Origin of the sequence: Methylobacterium indicum (genome assembly GCF_001043895.1) — a bacterium.
GTDB lineage: Bacteria > Pseudomonadota > Alphaproteobacteria > Rhizobiales > Beijerinckiaceae > Methylobacterium > Methylobacterium indicum.
Genome location: NZ_JTHF01000081.1, coordinates 14127 through 29939 on the forward strand (window position 1 = coordinate 14127; position 15813 = coordinate 29939).

Genomic DNA, 15813 nt, shown 5'->3' on the forward strand with positions numbered 1-15813 from the left:
GGAGGATGCCCGTGACCGAGACATCGTCCACGCAGACCCCGACCCCCTGGGCGGCCGGCGCCGCGTACATCGACGGCCGCTTCATGCCGATCGCCGAGGCCGCGATCCCGATCACCGACTGGGGCTATCGCCGCTCCGACGTCACCTACGACGTGGTCGGCGTGCGCGACGGCGCCTTCTTCCGGCTCGACGACCACGTCCGGCGATTTCGCGCCTCGATGGAGACCTTCCGGCTGAAACCCCCGGAGGACGACGCGGCGATCAAGCGGGTGCTGCATCGCTGCGTCGCGCTCGCCGGGCTTCGCGACGCCTACGTGGCGATGGACTGCCTGCGCGGCCGCCCGCCTGCCGGGCAGCCCTATCACCCGGCCTTCGCCCGCAACTACCTCGCGGCCTTCGCCCTGCCGTGGATCTCGCTCGTGCGGCCCGACGTCATGGAGCGCGGCGCCCACCTCGTCGTGGCCGAGACCCTGCGCATCCCGACCCGCTCGGTCGATCCGCGGGCGAAGAACTTCCACTGGGCCGACCTGACCCGCGGCCAGTTCGAGGCCCGCGACCGCGGCGCCGATTTCTGCGTCCTCCTCGACGAGGACGGCCACGTGACGGAAGGGCCGGGCTTCAACCTGTTCGTCGTCGCCGAAGGGCGCCTCGCGACCCCCGATGCCGGCGTGCTCGAAGGGCTGACGCGCCAATCGGTGATCGAGCTCGCCGACGAGCTCGGGATGCCGGTCGCGGTCCGGAAGGTCGGCGTGGCGGAGCTGCGCGACGCCGACGAGATCCTGCTCGTCACCACCGCCGGCGGGATCATGCCGGCCTCGCGCATCGACGGCCGGATCATGGGCAACGACCGACCCGGCCCGGTCTTCCGGCGCCTGCACGACGCCTTCTGGGGCAAGCGCGCCGGGGGCTGGCACGCGACCCCGGTCGATTATGCCGCGGGCGAGGCCTGACGAAGGGAGGACGCACCATGGCCTACCGCCTCGGCATCGACATCGGCGGCACCTTCACGGATTTCGTCGCCTACGACGAATCGGGCCGGGCGCTGCGAGCCTGGAAGAACCTCTCGACGCCCCAGGATCCGATCCAGGGCATCATGACGGGCCTTCGCGCTTTCGGCGACATCCCGGCAATCCGGGCGATCCGGCTCGGCACCACGGTGGCGACGAACGCGCTCCTCGAGGGCAAGGGCGCCCGGGTCGCCTACGTGACGACCCGGGGTTTTCGCGACGTGCCGTTCATCGGCCGCGGCAACCGGCGCCACCATTACGACCTCGCCTGGGTCAAGCCGAAGCCGTTCGTGATGCGGCGCGACGCCCACGAGGTCGACGAGCGGGTCGGCGCCGACGGGGCGGTGCTCCAGCCCCTCGACGAGGCGACGGTGGCCGACCTCGCCGACCGGCTCGCGGCCGAGGGCGCGGTCGAGGCGGTCGCGGTGGTGCTGCTGCATTCCTACCTCGCGCCCGAGCACGAACGGCGCATCAAGGCGATCTTCGCAGAACGGCTGCCCGGCCTGCCGGTCTCGATCTCCTACGAGGTGCTGCCGAAGTGGAAGGAGCATTTCCGTGCCTCGACCACGATCTGCGATGCCTTCATCAAGCCAGTGGTCGGGCGCCAGCTCGGGGCGATGCGCCGGCAGCTCGACGAGCAAGGCGTCGCGGCGGGCATCGTGGTGATGCGCTCGAACGGCGGTGAGATGAGCCTCGACGCCGCCGTCGCGCAGCCGATCCAGATCGCCGTCTCAGGGCCGACCGGCGGGGTCATCGCCGCCAAGCGCGTCGCAGCCCATCTCGGCCTGCCGAACCTCGTCACCCTCGACATGGGCGGCACCTCCACCGACGTCTCGACGGTGGTGGACGGGCAGGAGAAGTTCACTACCGATTTCGAGATCTCCTGGGGCCGTCCGATCCAGGTCCCGATGATCGACATCCGCACCATCGGCGCCGGCGGCGGCTCGATCGCCCGGATCGATGCCGGGGGCATGCTGGTGGTCGGCCCCGAGAGCGCCGGGGCCGATCCGGGACCTGCCTGCTACGGCCGCGGCGGCCGCCTGCCGACCGTCACCGATGCCAACGTGGTGCTCGGCCGCATCGGCGCGGCGAACTTCCTCGGCGGCGCCATGGCGCTCGATGCCGAGGCCGCCCGCGCGGCGGTCGCGCCGATCGGGCAGGCGCTCGGCCTCTCGGTCGAGCAGGCGGCGCTCTCCATCGTGCGGATCGCCAACAACAACATGGTGGGGGCGCTGCACACGGTGCTGACCGAGCAGGGTCTCGACCCGCGCGACTTCGTCCTCGTCGCCTTCGGGGGCGCCGGGCCTCCTCATGTCAGCGACCTGATGAGCGAGGCCGCGATCCCCCGCGGCCTCGTGCCGAACTTTCCCGGCCAGTTCTCCGCCTTCGGATTCACCATGGCGGATGCCCGGGTCGACCGCGCCCGCACGGTGCAGCTCACCTCCCGGGCCTTCGACCGCGCCCGCGCGGCGGCCGCGATGGGCGACCTCGTCGCCGAGTGCCTGGCCGAGCTCGCCGCGCAAGGCCATCCGGAGGTCGCGATCCGGCGCAGCGTCGAGATGCGCTATCTCGGGCAGAACTACGAGCTCGAGATCCCGACCGAAGCCGAGTCCTTCACCGAGGAGGAGGTTGCCGCGCTGCTCGCGACCTTCCACGCCCAGCACGAGGTCCGGTTCGGCTTTCGCCTCGACGACCCGATGGAGATGGTCAACTTCCTGGTCACAGGCACGGCCCGCACCGGCAACCTCGATTTTCCCGCGATCCCGGAGGCCGACGGCCCGGCTGTGCCACGCGGTCGCCGCCAGGTCTGGTTCGGCGACGGCTTCATCGACACCCCGGTCTACTCCCGCGACGACCTGCGAGCCGGCCACGCGCTCGCCGGCCCGGCGCTGGTCGAGGAGGCGGCGTCAGTCACGGTGCTCGATCCCGGCAAGAGCCTAACGGTCGACCGCACCGGCAACCTGCTGATCAGCGCCTGAAGCCCGGGGAGCCAATCGCCATGGACATGGTCTCGCTCAACATCGTCGGCGGCATCCTGGTCTCGATCTGCCGCGACATGGGGGTGACGCTGATGCGCACCTCCTACTCGACGATCTTCTCGGAATCCCTCGACTTCACCTGCGGCCTCGCCCTGCCGACCGGCGAGCTTGTCGCCACCGGCGATTTCTGTCCCTCGATGATCGGCGGCATGCCGCTGCTGCTGCGCTCCTGCGTGCAGGAGATCGCGCTCGCCGAGCTGGAGGAGGGCGACGTCCTCGTCCACAACGATCCCTACCGGGGCGGCCTGCACACGCCCGAGCACACCTTCTTCAAGCCGGTCTTCGTCGAGGGCAGCCTGATCGGCTTCTCGGTCGCGATCGGTCATGTCTGCGAGGTCGGCGGCATGGCGCCGGCGGGCTTCGCGGGCGAGGCGACGGAGGTCTTCCACGAGGGGCTGCGGGTGCCGCCTGTCAAGATCAAGCGGGCGGGCCGCGACGTCGATGATGTCTGGCGCCTGATGCTCGCGAACGTGCGCACGCCGCGCTACAATTACGGCGACTTCCGCGCCCTCATCGCCGCCACCGATCTCGGCGAGCGGCGCATGGCCGACCTCGTGCGCAAGCACGGGGTTTCGGCCTTCCGCGAGCACGTCGCGGCGCTGATGGACTATTCCGAGCGCCGGATGCGGGCGGAGATCGAGAAGATCCCGGACGGGCGCTACGTCTTCTCGGATTGCATGGAGGATGACGGCATCGAGGATCGGGCCTTCAGCATCCGGGCCGAGGTCACGGTGGCGGGCTCCGACCTCGTGGTCGACTATCACGGCTCCTCGCCCCAGGCGAAGGGGCCGATCAACGGCACCCTCGGGGTCGCCTACGGGGCGGCCTACAACGCAGTGCTCCAGCTCACCGATTCGACGATCCCGAAGAATTCCGGCTGCTTCCGGCCGATCCGGGTGCTGGCCCCGCCCGGCACGGTGGTGAACGTGAACTTCCCGGGCCCCTCGGTCGGCGGCAACACCGAGACCCACTGCCGGATCGCCAATTGCGTGATGGGCGCGCTGGCGCCCGGCCTGAAGGAGCGCTCGGCGGCGACCGACGGGGCGACGCACAGCAACTTCCTGTTCGGCGGCACCGATCCGGCGACCGGCGAGTTCTTCTGCTGCTACGACCTCACCCCGGTCGGCTGGGGCGGACGCAGCTTCGCCGACGGCAACGACGCGGTCGGCGGCATCAACGGCAATTGCCCGCACATCCCGGTCGAGGTGTTCGAGTACCGCTTCCCCTGGCACGTCGAGGAGTTCCGCCTCGTCGACGGCTCGGGGGGCCCTGGCACCTTCCGGGGCGGCCTCGCACTCTCGAAGACCGTGCGCAGCACCGGTACTCCGATGACCTTCAGCTACATGAGCGACCGCCAGAAGGTCAGCCCCTGGGGCCTCCATGGCGGGCACGAGGGCGCGAAGGCCGAACTCCTGATGATGCGGGCCGGCAGCGAGGAGTGGCTCACCGTCACGCAAGCGTTCGGCAAGGTCTCGCCGAGCAAGTTCGCCAACGTACCGATCGCCCCCGGCGACCGCATCCGCATCAGCTCCCCGGCCGGCGGCGGCTGGGGGCCGCCGGAGGCACGAGATCCCGAGCGCGTCCGCGACGACCTCGTCGACGGGTTCATCACGCCCGAGCAGGCCCGCACCGTCTACACGGCCGGCTGAAAGCCGCCTCGCACCTATCGGAGAGACGCTCTCGATGACCCTCCTGCCGAACTCGCTCCAGGCGCGCGACGTCGCCTACCACTTCCACCCCTACACCAATGCCCGGCGGCACGAGCGGGTCGGGCCGATGATCATCGAGCGAGGGGAGGGGATCCATGTCTACGACGACCAGGGCCGGCAATACATCGAGGCGATGGCGGGCCTCTGGAGCGTCGGGGTCGGCTTCGGCGAGAAGCGGCTCGTCGAGGCCGCCACCCGGCAGATGAGCCGGCTGCCCTACTATCACACCTTCACCCACAAGGCGAACGAGCCGGCGATCCTGCTCGCGGAAAAACTCGTCCAGATGTCGCCGGACGGCCTCGACCACGTGTTCTTCACCAACTCGGGGTCTGAGGCAAACGATACGGTGGTGAAGCTCGTCTGGTACTACAACAACGGGCGAGGACGGCCGGAGAAGAAGAAATTCATCGCCCGCCAAGGTGGATATCACGGTATCACCATCGCGGCGGCGAGCCTGACCGGCCTGCCGACCAACCAGCGCGGCTTCGACCTGCCGCTGCCGTTCGTGCGCCACGTCACCTGCCCGCACCATTACCGCAACGCGCTACCCGGCGAGACCGAGGAGGCCTTCGCCGACCGGCTGGCGGCGGAGCTCGAGGCGGCGATCCTCGAGGAGGGACCGGAGACCGTGGCGGCCTTCATCGGCGAGCCGCTGATGGGCGCCGGCGGCGTGCTGCCGCCGCCGCGCACCTACTGGGAGAAGGTGCAGGCGGTGTGCCGGCGCCACGACGTGCTGGTGGTGGCCGACGAGGTCATCAACGGCTTCGGGCGCCTCGGCACGCTGTTCGCCTGCGAGCATTACGGCATCCGCCCCGACCTGATGGTGGTCTCCAAGCAGATCACCTCGTCCTACCAGCCTCTCGCCGCGGTCCTGTTCAGCGATGCCGTCTACCAGGGGCTCGCCGACCACACCGAGGCCCTGGGCAATTTCGGCCACGGCTTCACCGGCAGCGGCCACCCGGTGGCAACCGCGGTGGCGCTCGAGAACCTGACGATCATCGAGGAGCGCGGCCTCGTCGCGAATGCCGCCCGCTCCGGCGCCCGGCTGCAGGAGCGGCTCGCCCCCTTCGCCGACCACCCGCTCGTCGGTGAGGTCCGCGGCGTCGGGCTGATTGCTGCCGTCGAGCTCGTCGCCGACAAGGCATCGAAGCGCAAGTTCGACCCGCCCGGGCGAACCGCGTTCCACCTGTTCGAGCGCGCACAGGAGCACGGTCTGATTGTTCGGGCGATCCAGGACACGATCGCCTTCTGCCCGCCGATGATCATCACCGAGGACGAGGTCGACGAGGTCGTCTCCCGCTTCGCACAGGCTCTGGAGGACACGCGGGCCTGGGTCGCGGATCCCGCATGAGAGGAACCCCGGCCCGGGAGGCAAAGCCGCCATAGCCGATGTCAACGGCGCACTGCCCCCGGGCGGGCAGTTCCGAACGTACGCACGTTCAATGAATACGTAGCGCTCCACGCGCCAATCTTGCGCGGCTGGTCGCAGAGGCTGCAGCGCAACCATCGAAGCTCGAATGTCCGGTGCCGCCTTGCGAGCGGCCATTCGGACGACCAGGATCGGAGGTCCGGAAGTGGCGCTTTCCAGTCCTTGGCATCAGGTCGTGACTCGATGCATGTGCGCCAGTGCGCGGGGCTCAGACGTTTCCCCGGCCGGCCTCCTGCAGGATCAGCGTGTCAGGCGTGAGATCCGCGATCGCCTTGCGCAGCCGTTGGCTTTCGGTCTCCAACTCCTTCATTCGGCGCACCTGGTCCGACTTCAGCCCGCCGAACTCCTTGCGCCAACGATCGTAGGTCACCTCCGTCACGCCGATCGCCCGGATCGCGTCAGCCACGCTCTGTCCCTGCGAGACCAGCACGTCCACCTGCCGCGGCTCGGCCACCACTTCTTCCGGCTTGTACTTCTTCGTTCCCACCATCCCCCGGCATACCGGCGTCGGTCTGCGCTCGGCTCGACGATCGCATCCGCGCCGATGTCATCGTGCAGAACGCCTTCGACAAGCGCCACACGCAGTAGCTCAACCTGCTGCCGAGCCCCGGCCTGACGGCCAAGGCCGCGTTCAGCATCAAGTTCGCGACGCGGTGATGCCGCGGCGGCCCGCGCCCTCCGGGTGCCGGCCTCAGGGCTTGCCCGAATCCAGGGGCGGCGCGGGCCGCGTCGCGCCGCAGGGCGTGCGCGAGAACCGGACCGGCGGCCGCGTCGCCAGGAGCGGCCCTTCCGTCGGATGGTCAACCGCCTCGAAGAAGCCGGTGGCCGCGAGGTGAGGATCGTCGAGCAGGTCCTCGATCCGGTTGACCCGCGTGCAGGGCACGTCGAGGGGGGCGAGGCGCGAGAGCCACGCCTCGGTCGTGTCCTGCGCGAGGCAGCCGGCCAGGCGCTCGTAGAGGGTGTCGATCATCGCGGCGCGGGTTGCATCGGAGCCGAGCGCCGCGTCCTGCGCCCAATCCTCGCGGCCGGCGGCGCGGAAGACCGCGCGCCAGTGGCTCGCGTTGTAGGGCAGGACCGCGATGTGGCCGTCGCGGGTCGGGTAGGGCCGGCGGTGCTTCGAGAGGAGGCGCGCGTAGCCGGACGGGCCGAGGGGCGGCCGGAAGGTGAGGCCGGCGAGGTGCTCGACGGCGAGGAACGACACCATGGATTCGAACATCGGCACCTCGATCGCCTGTCCCTCTCCCGTGCGGGCGCGGTGGAACAGGGCGGCGCTGATCGCGGTGGTGACGTAGAGCGACGCGGTCTTGTCGGCCGCGATGGTCGGCGCGTAGCGGGGCTCGCCCCCGGCCCGCCGCTCGAGATCGGCCCAGCCCGACGCCGCCTGGACGATGTCGTCGTAGGCCGGCCGGTCGCGGTAGGGCCCGTCCTGGCCGAAGCCGACGATTGCGCAGGTGATCAGCCCCGGATTGATCGTGCGCAGGCGCGCATCGTCGAGGCCGAGCCGGGCGGCGGCCTTCATCCGCATGTTGTGGACGAGGATGTCGGCGCTCCGGACGAGGTCGTCGAGCCGGGCGCGGTCTCCCACCTGCTTGAGATCGAGGACGACGCTGTCCTTGCCGCGATTGCAGTTGAGGAACGCCGCTCCCATGCCGGGCGAGCGGGCAGGGCCCGGCGCGCGCAGGATGTCGCCGCTCGGTCCCTCGACCTTGACGATCTCGGCGCCGAGCTCGGCGAGGATCTGCGTCGCGAAGGGCCCCGCGACGACCGTGCTCAGGTCGACGACCCTGATGCCTGCGAGCGGACCCGGCATGGCGCTTCTCCCTTCCTCGTACTCGGGCCCCGGCGCGCTCAGCGCGCCGTGAAGCCGCCATCGACGGGCAGGGCCACGCCCGTCACGTAGGAGGCATCGTCCGAGGCGAGCCAGAGTACCGCGTGGGCAGCCTCCTCCGGCCGACACAGGCGCCCCATCGGTACCGCGGAGACCATGCGCGCTTCGGCGGCGGCGGCTTCGGCCGGATCGCCCGAGCGGCCGGTGAAGCCGAGTTTCATCGGCGTCTCGGCGAGGCCCGGGCAGACGACGTTCACCCGGACGTTGTCGGGCGCGAAGGTCTGGGCGAGGGACTTCGTCAACCCGACCACCGCGAATTTGGCGGCGGAGTAGATCGGGCTCCACATCGAGCCGACGAGGCCCGAGACCGAGGCGGTGAACACGATCGACCCGCCGCCGCGCCGGCGCATGTGCCCGATCGCCTCGCCGGCGGCGAGGGCCGCCGCGGTGACGTTGAGGTCGATGGCGAGCCGGTAGGCCGATACGTCGAGGTTCTCGATGCCGCCGGGCCCGGGGATGCCGGCATGGGCCCACAGCACGTCGATGCCCCCGAGAGCGGCGGCGGCATCGTGGATCGAGCCACGCATCTCCTCGGGTTGCGAGAGGTCGGCCCGCACCGTCGCGACGTCATGGCCCTGCGCCGCCATATCGGCGGAAAGCCGCGCGAGCCCCTCGGCGTTCACGTCGATGGCCGCGACCCGCGCCCCCTCGCGCAGGAAGAGCTCGACGCCGGCGCGTCCCATCCCGGAGGCCGCGGCCGTCACCACCACGAGCTTGTTGGCCAGTCGCATGGTCGTTGATCCTTAGCTTGCGTCGATGCCGTCGGGGCGGCGCCCGCTACTTCACGAACGGGCATCCGCCGTCCTTCAGGGGACGGAAGGCCTCCGGGCCCGGGATGGTGGCCAAGACCTTGTAGTAATCGTAGGGCTTCTTCGATTCGTCCGGCTTCTTGACCTCGACGAGCATCATGTCGTGCAGCACGCGGCCGTCGGCGCGTAAGCTCGTCTTGCCGAAGAGCGGGTCGTCGAAGGTGCCCGCTTCCCGCATCGCCTTCACCACCGCGCCCCCGTCCTTGGCCGATCCGACCTTCGCGACCGCCCGAAGGAAGGCGATCGTGGCGGAATAGGCGCCAGCCTGGTTCATGGTGGGGTAGCGACCGTTGTTGCGGGCGGCGAAGCGCTCGCCGAAGGCCCGCGTCGCCGCGTTCAGGTCCCAGTAGAACCCTGTCGTCAGGCGCAGGCCCTGGGCGGTGCGCAGGCCCAGCGAATGGATGTCGGAGAGGAATAAGAGCATGCCGGCGAGCTGCTGCCCGCTCTGGACGATGCCGAACTCCGCCGCCTGCTTGATGGCGTTGATCGTGTCGCCGCCCGCATTGGTCAGGCCGATCACCTGCGCCTGCGAGGCCTGGGCCTGCAGCAGGAACGACGAGAAGTCCTTGGCGTCGGTGGGATGGCGCACGGTTCCCGCCACCCGGCCGCCCTCGGCCTTCACCACGGCACTGGCGTCGCGCTCGAGCGCATGGCCGAGCGCGAAATCGGCCGTGATGAAGTACCAGGACTTGCCGCCGGCCTTCGTGATCGCCTCCGCGGTGCCGTGGGCGAGCGCCCAGGTGTCGTAGGTCCAATGCACGGAGTTCGGCGTGCAGGATTTGCCGGTCAGGTCCGAGGAGCCGGACGCGGTGAACAGCGCGACCTTGTTTTTCTCCCGCACGAGCGGCGCGAGGGCGAGGGAGATCGCGCTCGTCGGCATGTCGACGACGGCGTCCACCCCGTCCGAGTCGAACCACTTGCGCGCGATGGTGCTAGACACGTCGGGCTTGTTCTGGGCGTCGGCGGCGACGACCTCGACCGTCAGGCCTTTCCCCTCCGGCAGCTTGGCAAAATCCTCGACGGCCATCCTGGTCGCTTCGGCGGCCCCGGCGCCGCCGATATCCGAGAAGATCCCGGACATGTCGGCGAGGACGCCGATCTTGACCGGGACCTGCGCCAGGGCGGCCGAAGACAGCGTCGTCGAGGCGGCGAGGGCGAGCGTCCCGAGGGTACGGCGAAGCGACATGCATTCCTCCCTGCGGCGGGCCGACTTGTCGCGGCTGTCCGCATCACGGTGCCGATCGTCGCGGCCCGCTAAATTCTTATGTAAGAATTTTTCATTCCTGATTATGAATAAGTCAAGCGCTCTGAGAGGCAGAGGGGGAGGCGGGATGCGTGTGGTGCCCCGAAGCACCAGCCGTTAGGTTGCGCAGCCATGAACCCGGGCGGCGGTCGAACCCCGCACCGGCACGGGGCGACGGGACAGATGCAGGTCAAGCAGGCGGCCAACGTTCTCGAACTGCTGGAGTATTTCGCCGAGCGGCGGCGGCCGGCCACCCTCGCCGAGATCTCGGACGATCTCGGCTGGCCGCGCTCGAGCACGTTCAACCTTGTCGGGACGATCGTCGAGAGGGGCTATCTCTACGAGCCGCGGCCGCGGGCCGGGTACTACCCGACCCCTCGCTGGCTCACGCTCGCCCTCACGGTGGCGGAGGCCGAGCCGCTGCCGGGCGTCGTCGACGACCTCGTGGCCGATGTGGCGGCCGCCACCGGCGAGACCACGGCGGTCGGCACCCTGACCGGCATCCACGCCCTGTTCCTCGTCGTGGCGGAATCCCGGCACCAGGTGCGCTACCACGCCCGGGTCGGCGACCGGGTTCCGGTCCATGCCAGCTCCGCCGGGCGGGCGATCCTCGCCCAGTATCCTGCGGCCTCGCGCGAGGCGATCTACCGCCGCGTCGCGTTCGAGCGCTTCTCCGACACGACGCCGTTGGGCGTAGAGATTGTGGAGCGTGCGCTGCTGGAGGCTGAGGAGCGCGGCTATCACCAGAGCGACTCCGAGTACATCGCCGACCTCGCCGGCGTCGCCCTCCCGCTTCCCCTCGGCGACCGCCGGCTCTCGATCGTCGTCGCGGGGCCGACCTCGCGCTGCCTCGCGCGGCGGCCCGAGACCGCCGCCATCCTGAAGGCCGCCCTGTCCCGTCATGGCCTCGCGGAGCCCGGCGCTCAGGCCCAGTCGAGGTAGGTCCGCGGGCAGGTGCCGAGGACCCGCTTGAACATCGCCGTGAAGGCGCTCGGGCTGTCGTAGCCGACGTCAAGGGCGACGCTGGTGACGGAGGCGCCGCCGCCGAGGCGGGCTAGCGCCTCCATGAGCCGCACCCGCTGCTGCCAGGCCGAGAAGCTCATCCCGGTCTCGCGGCGGAACAGGCGCGTGATCGTCCGGCGGCTCAAGCCCGTGAGGAGCGCCCATTCATCGAGGGTGCGGATCTCGCCGGCGCGGGAGAGCACGCTCTCGCAAATCCGGCCGAGACGATCGTCCTGCGGCACCGCGACATGGAGCGAGGAGGCGGGCATCCGGCCGATCTCCGCGAGCAGGAGGTCGACGAGCCGGCCCTCCCGTCCGAGTTCGTCGTAGAGGACCGGCATCGCCAGCACTTCGGCGAGGAGCGCTCGCAGGAGCGGCGTCGTCAGGGCGAGGCGGATACGAAGTGGTGCAGTTGCTGCACGTTGCCGGGAGCAACGCGCGCTGACATCGGTTCCACGCTCTTGCGCTCGCCGGGCCAGGAGCGGGCCGCGCAGATAGAGCGGCGCCCAGCGTCGCTGTTCGGCGCGGGGCAAGGCGGCCAGAAAGGGAGCCAGCCATGTCTCCAGGTGGTCCAGCCACGCCTTCGACCCGAGCTCATCCATTACGGTTCTCCCGCTCGCCTCAGCAAACAAGAGATAGGAGACACCAACCTGGCAGAGTAATGTTAAGTCGAGGTACGGCCGTTTGAACCCCTTGCGCTCAAGATAGCATCCAGGCTGTATGCACCTGCGCCAAGAAGAGCGGCATAGACAAAGCCGCCGTGCAGCGCGACGTTCTTGTGGAAATTAATAAGCATATTTCTATCAGCAAAATTATAGTGTGCGGTTAATGCTTTTGAGATGCACCAAACAGCCAAAATAAGTGCGGCAAGTCTTGTAAATAACCCAAAAACAAACATTATTCCAACTACCAGTTCGATGATGATTGTGACAGCATAAGCCGCATATGGTAACGTAAGTCCGATTTCGGCAAAGTATGCAATAGTTGTATCTGGCGAGATTGCCTTACCATGCCCGGACTAGACAAATATAACGCACAAAATGAGCTCGAAGATCGAGCTAATATTTACAGCGGCATTCGAAACATCAAATTATTTCGATTTCATTGCATAAATTCCCAGTTATCATTGCAAATATTTATTGGTTGTTTTCATGACGTAACTATCGTAGCGATTATAAGGAAACCTACGACGAATCATTCGAGTGTTTCTGAGCTAATTAAATTTATGCATAATTCAACTCGGGCACTATGAATTCTGCTCTACCAGCGCGATTAATTCTCATGTGTCTCTCGTGCAGAAACACTGGCAAGAATTTTGTCGATTACAAGATCGAATATTTGCTGCTCCTGCTCATTAAGATTGGCTCTCAGTCGAGCTTCGTAGCTATGTGCTAGCGGTACAATCTCACGGTAGTTGCGTTGGCCTTCTACCGTTAGCGTGAGAAAGGATTCCCGCATGTCATCGGGGTTTTGTTGTCGCTCGATCCATCCTCTCGCCTCAAGATCTGCAACCGCGCGGCTCACCTTCACCTTGTTCATGTGCGCGTGCTGCCCAATCGACTTGGCAGTGATTTCCCCGAATTCTCCTATCGTTGCGAGCACCCGCCAGCCTGGGATGTCGAGGAGGAAGCGCTCTGCATAGAGCTGAGCCAAACCCTCGCTGATGACCGTTGCGAGGACATTGAGCCGGTAAGGCATAAACGTCGCCAACCGCAGCGCCGGGCTCGGCTCATCCGCCCCACCATGCACAGCCAGCGGCTCACTCGCGGTTGACAATGGTTTCATAAGAAACTAACAGCTCCTCAGTTGGTTTCGAATGAAACTATATGCGGGCGTGCAGGGAGGCAACCCCATGAACGTGCAAGCGTCGCCGGAGAGCGGAATCACGACCCAGGTCGGGATCACTCGTGGTTACATGTCGGGCTTCGGAAACGGCTTCGAGACCGAGGCGCTGCCCGGCGCCCTGCCGGTCGGCCGCAACTCGCCCCAGCAATGCCCCTACGGCCTCTACGCCGAACAGATCTCCGGCTCGCCCTTCACCGCGCCGCGCACCACCAACGAGCGCTCCTGGCTCTACCGCATCCGACCCACGGTCATGCACTGGGGCGATTTCCGGAAGGTTGAAGCCCACCTCTGGCTCACATCGCCCGCCGAGGCCATCGAGTTGCCGCCGGCGCCGCTCCGCTGGGACCCTATCCCGATCCCGGCCGAGCCTCTCTCCTTCATCGATGGCATCCGCACCATGACGACCGCCGGCGATGCCGGGTCCCAAGCCGGTATGGGCGCGCATCTCTACCTCGCCACCCGCTCGATGCAGGACGAATACTTCTATAACGCCGACGGCGAGATGCTGGTCGTGCCGCAGCAGGGCCGCTTGCGCTTCCGCACCGAGTTCGGAATCATCAACGTCGAGCCCGGCGAGATCGTGGTGATCCCCCGCGGCGTGAAGTTCGCCGTGGACCTCCTCGACGGCCCCGCTCGCGGATATCTCTGCGAGAATTACGGCGGCGCCTTCACCCTGCCGGAGCGCGGACCCATCGGAGCCAACTGCCTCGCCAACCAGCGCGACTTCCTCACACCGGTCGCGGCCTACGAAGACCGCGACGCCCCCGGCACGATGCTGGTGAAGTGGGGCGGGACCGTATGGGCGGCCGAGATCGACCACTCGCCCCTCGACGTGGTCGCCTGGCACGGCAACTACGCGCCCTACAAGTACGACCTCAGGAAGTTCTCGCCGGTCGGCCCGATCCTGTTCGACCACGCCGACCCGTCGATCTTCACGGTGCTGACCTCGCCCTCCGAGACCCCCGGCACCGCCAACATCGACTTCGTGATCTTCTCCGACCGCTGGCTGGTGGCCGAGAACACCTTCCGGCCGCCGTGGTACCACCTCAACGTGATGAGCGAGTTCATGGGGCTGGTCTACGGCGTCTACGACGCCAAGACCGGCGGCGGCTTCCAGCCGGGCGGCGCCTCGCTGCACAACACGCTGCTGCCGCACGGGCCCGACATGGATGCCTTCGAGAAAGCCTCGAACGCCGAGCTGAAACCCCACAAGCTGGAAGGCACGCTCGCCTTCATGTTCGAGACGCGGTTTCCCCAGAAGGTCAGCCGCTTCGCCGCCGAGATCCCGGCGCTGCAGAAGGACTACGGTCGCTACGGGCGCAAGCTCGCCAGGCACTTCAACCCGCCTGCCAACACGTAATCAATATTGGATTGACAACATATATCTTGCATTACGTACTGTGGCTATAAAAATCATAGTCCGCGGAATACATTTTGGTTTACGCCAAATACGCACGCATGTTGTTGCGGCTCAAAGCCGGGCAACTATCGCTTGAGTAAAAAATCGATCTTAGGGAGGAGGTTCCATGAATGTTCAGTCTGTCGGCGCGCAAAAATTGCGATCTAATCAGGCAGCGCGAGTGCGCCTCTTGGTTGCCAGTAGCATCGGGACGATCGTGGAATGGTATGATTTCGCGATCTTCGCCGTTTGCGCGGCCCTGGTGTTCAACACCGCGTTCTTTCCTGTGTCGGATCCACTCGCAGGTCTGCTCGCAGCTCTGGCGACCCAGGCCGTAGGATTTGTCGCGCGGCCGCTAGGTGGTTGGTTCTTCGGGGCGCTCGGTGATCGGATCGGCCGCAAGCGCAGCCTTGTCGCGAGCCTCCTGCTCATGGGCGGCTCGACCGTCGCCATGGGGTTACTGCCCACCTATGCCCAGGTGGGTGCGCTCGCACCCATTCTCCTCGTGGTGCTACGCCTTCTTCAAGGTTTCGCTGTCGGCGGTGAGTCTACCGGCGCCCTCGTCATCGTCGCCGAGAGCCTTCCGGCCCGACAGCGCGGCCTCTGGACCGGCTTCCCGATGGTCGGCGGGCCAGCCGGTAACGTACTCGCGACGGCCGCGATTGGTGCAGCGCTCGGCTTTTTCGGTCAGGCTGCCTTCGCGGACTGGGCTTGGCGCCTGCCGTTCCTCGCCTCGGCGGTGCTCATACTGTTCGGATTTTGGGTGCGCCGCCGTGTCGAGGAGTCCCCTGCTTTTATCGAAGTGCAGAAGAACCGGCACGATGTTCCACGCGCACCTTTGCGCGAGGCGCTCGCCGGACATCCGTCGGATATGGCCCGCGTCCTCTTCGTTAAGGCGGCTGAGAGCGCTCTATTCTATCTTTTCTCGTCGTTCTTCATCGTCCTCGCTACGGTCTATCTAGCAGCCTCGCGATCGGACGCCTTGAATGCCTTGTTCTGGGGTTCTCTCCTCGAAGTGGCAGCGATCCTGGCTGCGGGTGCCGCGGCGGACCGGTTCGGGCGCCGGCCCGTAACGCTGGTTGGTCTCGTCACTGGCGTGATGGCCGCCTTCTACCTCTTCACGCTCGGCAAGGGTGCGTCCTCCGCGGAACTCACGACAGCGACGCTTCTCACACTCTCCTGCCACGGTGTGATCGTGGGTGGGATGTCGGCCTACTTCACCGAATTGTTTCCGGCTCGCGTTCGTTACACGGCCATGTCGACGGCCTACTCCGCCGCGGCCGTACTCGGCGGGGCGATGGCTCCCGTCATCGGCACATGGCTGCTGGAAGTCTTCCATACGCCGTTGGCGGTCGGGATCTACGCGGCGGTGATGGTCGTGCCTGGGATCTGGGCGATGGTGACGACCCGCGAAACCCGGGGCACGGACCTCCTGCAGTGAGA

General features: G+C 67.3%; 12 protein-coding genes and 3 pseudogenes. 7 read left to right on the forward strand and 8 right to left on the reverse strand.

Features of this window, described 5'->3' with window-relative positions:
- The first annotated feature begins 11 nt into the window (after nucleotides 1-11).
- Genes QR78_RS10070 through QR78_RS10085 form a run of 4 tightly spaced genes read left to right on the forward strand, consistent with a single transcriptional unit; the run spans nucleotide 12 to nucleotide 6106 of the window.
- Nucleotides 12-950 carry an aminotransferase class IV gene (locus QR78_RS10070; RefSeq protein ID WP_244276263.1) on the forward strand — a complete coding sequence of 313 codons (939 nt, stop codon included), beginning with the start codon at nucleotides 12-14 and terminating at the stop codon, nucleotides 948-950.
- A gap of 17 nt (nucleotides 951-967) precedes the next feature.
- A complete protein-coding gene (locus QR78_RS10075; protein WP_048427382.1) occupies nucleotides 968-2986 on the forward strand; it encodes a hydantoinase/oxoprolinase family protein in 2019 nt (672 codons plus the stop codon).
- A 20-nt stretch (nucleotides 2987-3006) separates the two neighbouring features.
- Nucleotides 3007-4695 carry a hydantoinase B/oxoprolinase family protein gene (locus QR78_RS10080; RefSeq protein WP_048427383.1) on the forward strand — a complete coding sequence of 563 codons (1689 nt, stop codon included), beginning with the start codon at nucleotides 3007-3009 and terminating at the stop codon, nucleotides 4693-4695.
- Nucleotides 4696-4729: 34 nt separating this feature from the next.
- The gene (locus tag QR78_RS10085) at nucleotides 4730-6106 is read left to right on the forward strand and encodes an aspartate aminotransferase family protein (protein ID WP_048427384.1); all 1377 of its coding nucleotides are present in this window, start codon (nucleotides 4730-4732) and stop codon (nucleotides 6104-6106) included.
- A gap of 260 nt (nucleotides 6107-6366) precedes the next feature.
- Here the strand turns inward: QR78_RS10085 and QR78_RS10090 are convergent.
- The 4 genes and pseudogenes from QR78_RS10090 to QR78_RS10105 all read right to left on the reverse strand — a co-directional run.
- Nucleotides 6367-6671, reverse strand: a pseudogene (locus QR78_RS10090) (transposase); the annotation flags it as partial.
- Nucleotides 6672-6875: 204 nt separating this feature from the next.
- On the reverse strand, nucleotides 6876-7994 hold the full coding sequence (locus tag QR78_RS10095) for a CaiB/BaiF CoA transferase family protein (RefSeq protein WP_048427385.1): 1119 nt from the start codon (nucleotides 7992-7994) through the stop codon (nucleotides 6876-6878).
- Between the two features lie 38 nt (nucleotides 7995-8032).
- Nucleotides 8033-8803: an SDR family NAD(P)-dependent oxidoreductase gene (locus QR78_RS10100; RefSeq protein ID WP_048427386.1), complete on the reverse strand. Its 771-nt coding sequence runs from the start codon at nucleotides 8801-8803 to the stop codon at nucleotides 8033-8035.
- A gap of 46 nt (nucleotides 8804-8849) precedes the next feature.
- On the reverse strand, nucleotides 8850-10067 hold the full coding sequence (locus QR78_RS10105; RefSeq protein WP_048427387.1) for an ABC transporter substrate-binding protein: 1218 nt from the start codon (nucleotides 10065-10067) through the stop codon (nucleotides 8850-8852).
- Nucleotides 10068-10307: 240 nt separating this feature from the next.
- Between QR78_RS10105 and QR78_RS10110 the strand changes: the two genes are divergently transcribed.
- On the forward strand, nucleotides 10308-11066 hold the full coding sequence (locus QR78_RS10110; protein WP_048427388.1) for an IclR family transcriptional regulator: 759 nt from the start codon (nucleotides 10308-10310) through the stop codon (nucleotides 11064-11066).
- Here QR78_RS10110 and QR78_RS36590 read toward each other — a convergent pair.
- From QR78_RS36590 to QR78_RS32600, 4 genes and pseudogenes are all read right to left on the reverse strand, one after another.
- Nucleotides 11048-11467 (reverse strand): helix-turn-helix domain-containing protein, encoded by a 420-nt coding sequence (locus tag QR78_RS36590; RefSeq protein ID WP_053220861.1) that lies wholly within the window; start codon nucleotides 11465-11467, stop codon nucleotides 11048-11050. The two genes, QR78_RS10110 and QR78_RS36590, sit on opposite strands and share 19 nt — an antisense overlap.
- A gap of 44 nt (nucleotides 11468-11511) precedes the next feature.
- Nucleotides 11512-11628 (reverse strand): annotated as a pseudogene (locus QR78_RS36675) (transposase); the annotation flags it as partial.
- A gap of 162 nt (nucleotides 11629-11790) precedes the next feature.
- Nucleotides 11791-12129: pseudogene (locus QR78_RS36680) on the reverse strand (DoxX family protein); the annotation flags it as partial.
- 269 nt (nucleotides 12130-12398) lie between these two features.
- Nucleotides 12399-12911, reverse strand: coding sequence for a MarR family winged helix-turn-helix transcriptional regulator (locus QR78_RS32600; protein ID WP_089504096.1), 513 nt, complete (start codon nucleotides 12909-12911; stop codon nucleotides 12399-12401).
- Nucleotides 12912-12978: 67 nt separating this feature from the next.
- On the opposite strand from QR78_RS32600, the gene hmgA reads away from it, so the two are divergent.
- Both hmgA and QR78_RS10125 read left to right on the forward strand, forming a co-directional pair.
- A complete protein-coding gene (gene hmgA / locus QR78_RS10120) occupies nucleotides 12979-14331 on the forward strand; it encodes a homogentisate 1,2-dioxygenase (RefSeq protein WP_048427389.1) in 1353 nt (450 codons plus the stop codon).
- A 166-nt stretch (nucleotides 14332-14497) separates the two neighbouring features.
- Complete coding sequence (locus QR78_RS10125) at nucleotides 14498-15811, forward strand: MFS transporter (protein ID WP_048427390.1); 1314 nt, start codon at nucleotides 14498-14500, stop codon at nucleotides 15809-15811.
- The last annotated feature ends 2 nt before the right edge of the window (nucleotides 15812-15813 follow it).

Bases quoted from the DNA above. Each gene is read 5' to 3' on its own strand.
- QR78_RS10075 (WP_048427382.1), top strand. From the start codon at position 968: ATGGCCTACCGCCTCGGCATCGACATCGGCGGCACCTTCACGGATTTC.
- QR78_RS10080 (WP_048427383.1), top strand. From the start codon at position 3,007: ATGGACATGGTCTCGCTCAACATCGTCGGCGGCATCCTGGTCTCGATC.
- QR78_RS10085 (WP_048427384.1), top strand. From the start codon at position 4,730: ATGACCCTCCTGCCGAACTCGCTCCAGGCGCGCGACGTCGCCTACCAC.
- QR78_RS10095 (WP_048427385.1), bottom strand. From the start codon at position 7,994: ATGCCGGGTCCGCTCGCAGGCATCAGGGTCGTCGACCTGAGCACGGTC.
- QR78_RS10100 (WP_048427386.1), bottom strand. From the start codon at position 8,803: ATGCGACTGGCCAACAAGCTCGTGGTGGTGACGGCCGCGGCCTCCGGG.
- QR78_RS10105 (WP_048427387.1), bottom strand. From the start codon at position 10,067: ATGTCGCTTCGCCGTACCCTCGGGACGCTCGCCCTCGCCGCCTCGACG.
- QR78_RS10110 (WP_048427388.1), top strand. From the start codon at position 10,308: ATGCAGGTCAAGCAGGCGGCCAACGTTCTCGAACTGCTGGAGTATTTC.
- QR78_RS36590 (WP_053220861.1), bottom strand. From the start codon at position 11,467: ATGCCGGTCCTCTACGACGAACTCGGACGGGAGGGCCGGCTCGTCGAC.
- QR78_RS32600 (WP_089504096.1), bottom strand. From the start codon at position 12,911: ATGAAACCATTGTCAACCGCGAGTGAGCCGCTGGCTGTGCATGGTGGG.
- hmgA (WP_048427389.1), top strand. From the start codon at position 12,979: ATGAACGTGCAAGCGTCGCCGGAGAGCGGAATCACGACCCAGGTCGGG.
- QR78_RS10125 (WP_048427390.1), top strand. From the start codon at position 14,498: ATGAATGTTCAGTCTGTCGGCGCGCAAAAATTGCGATCTAATCAGGCA.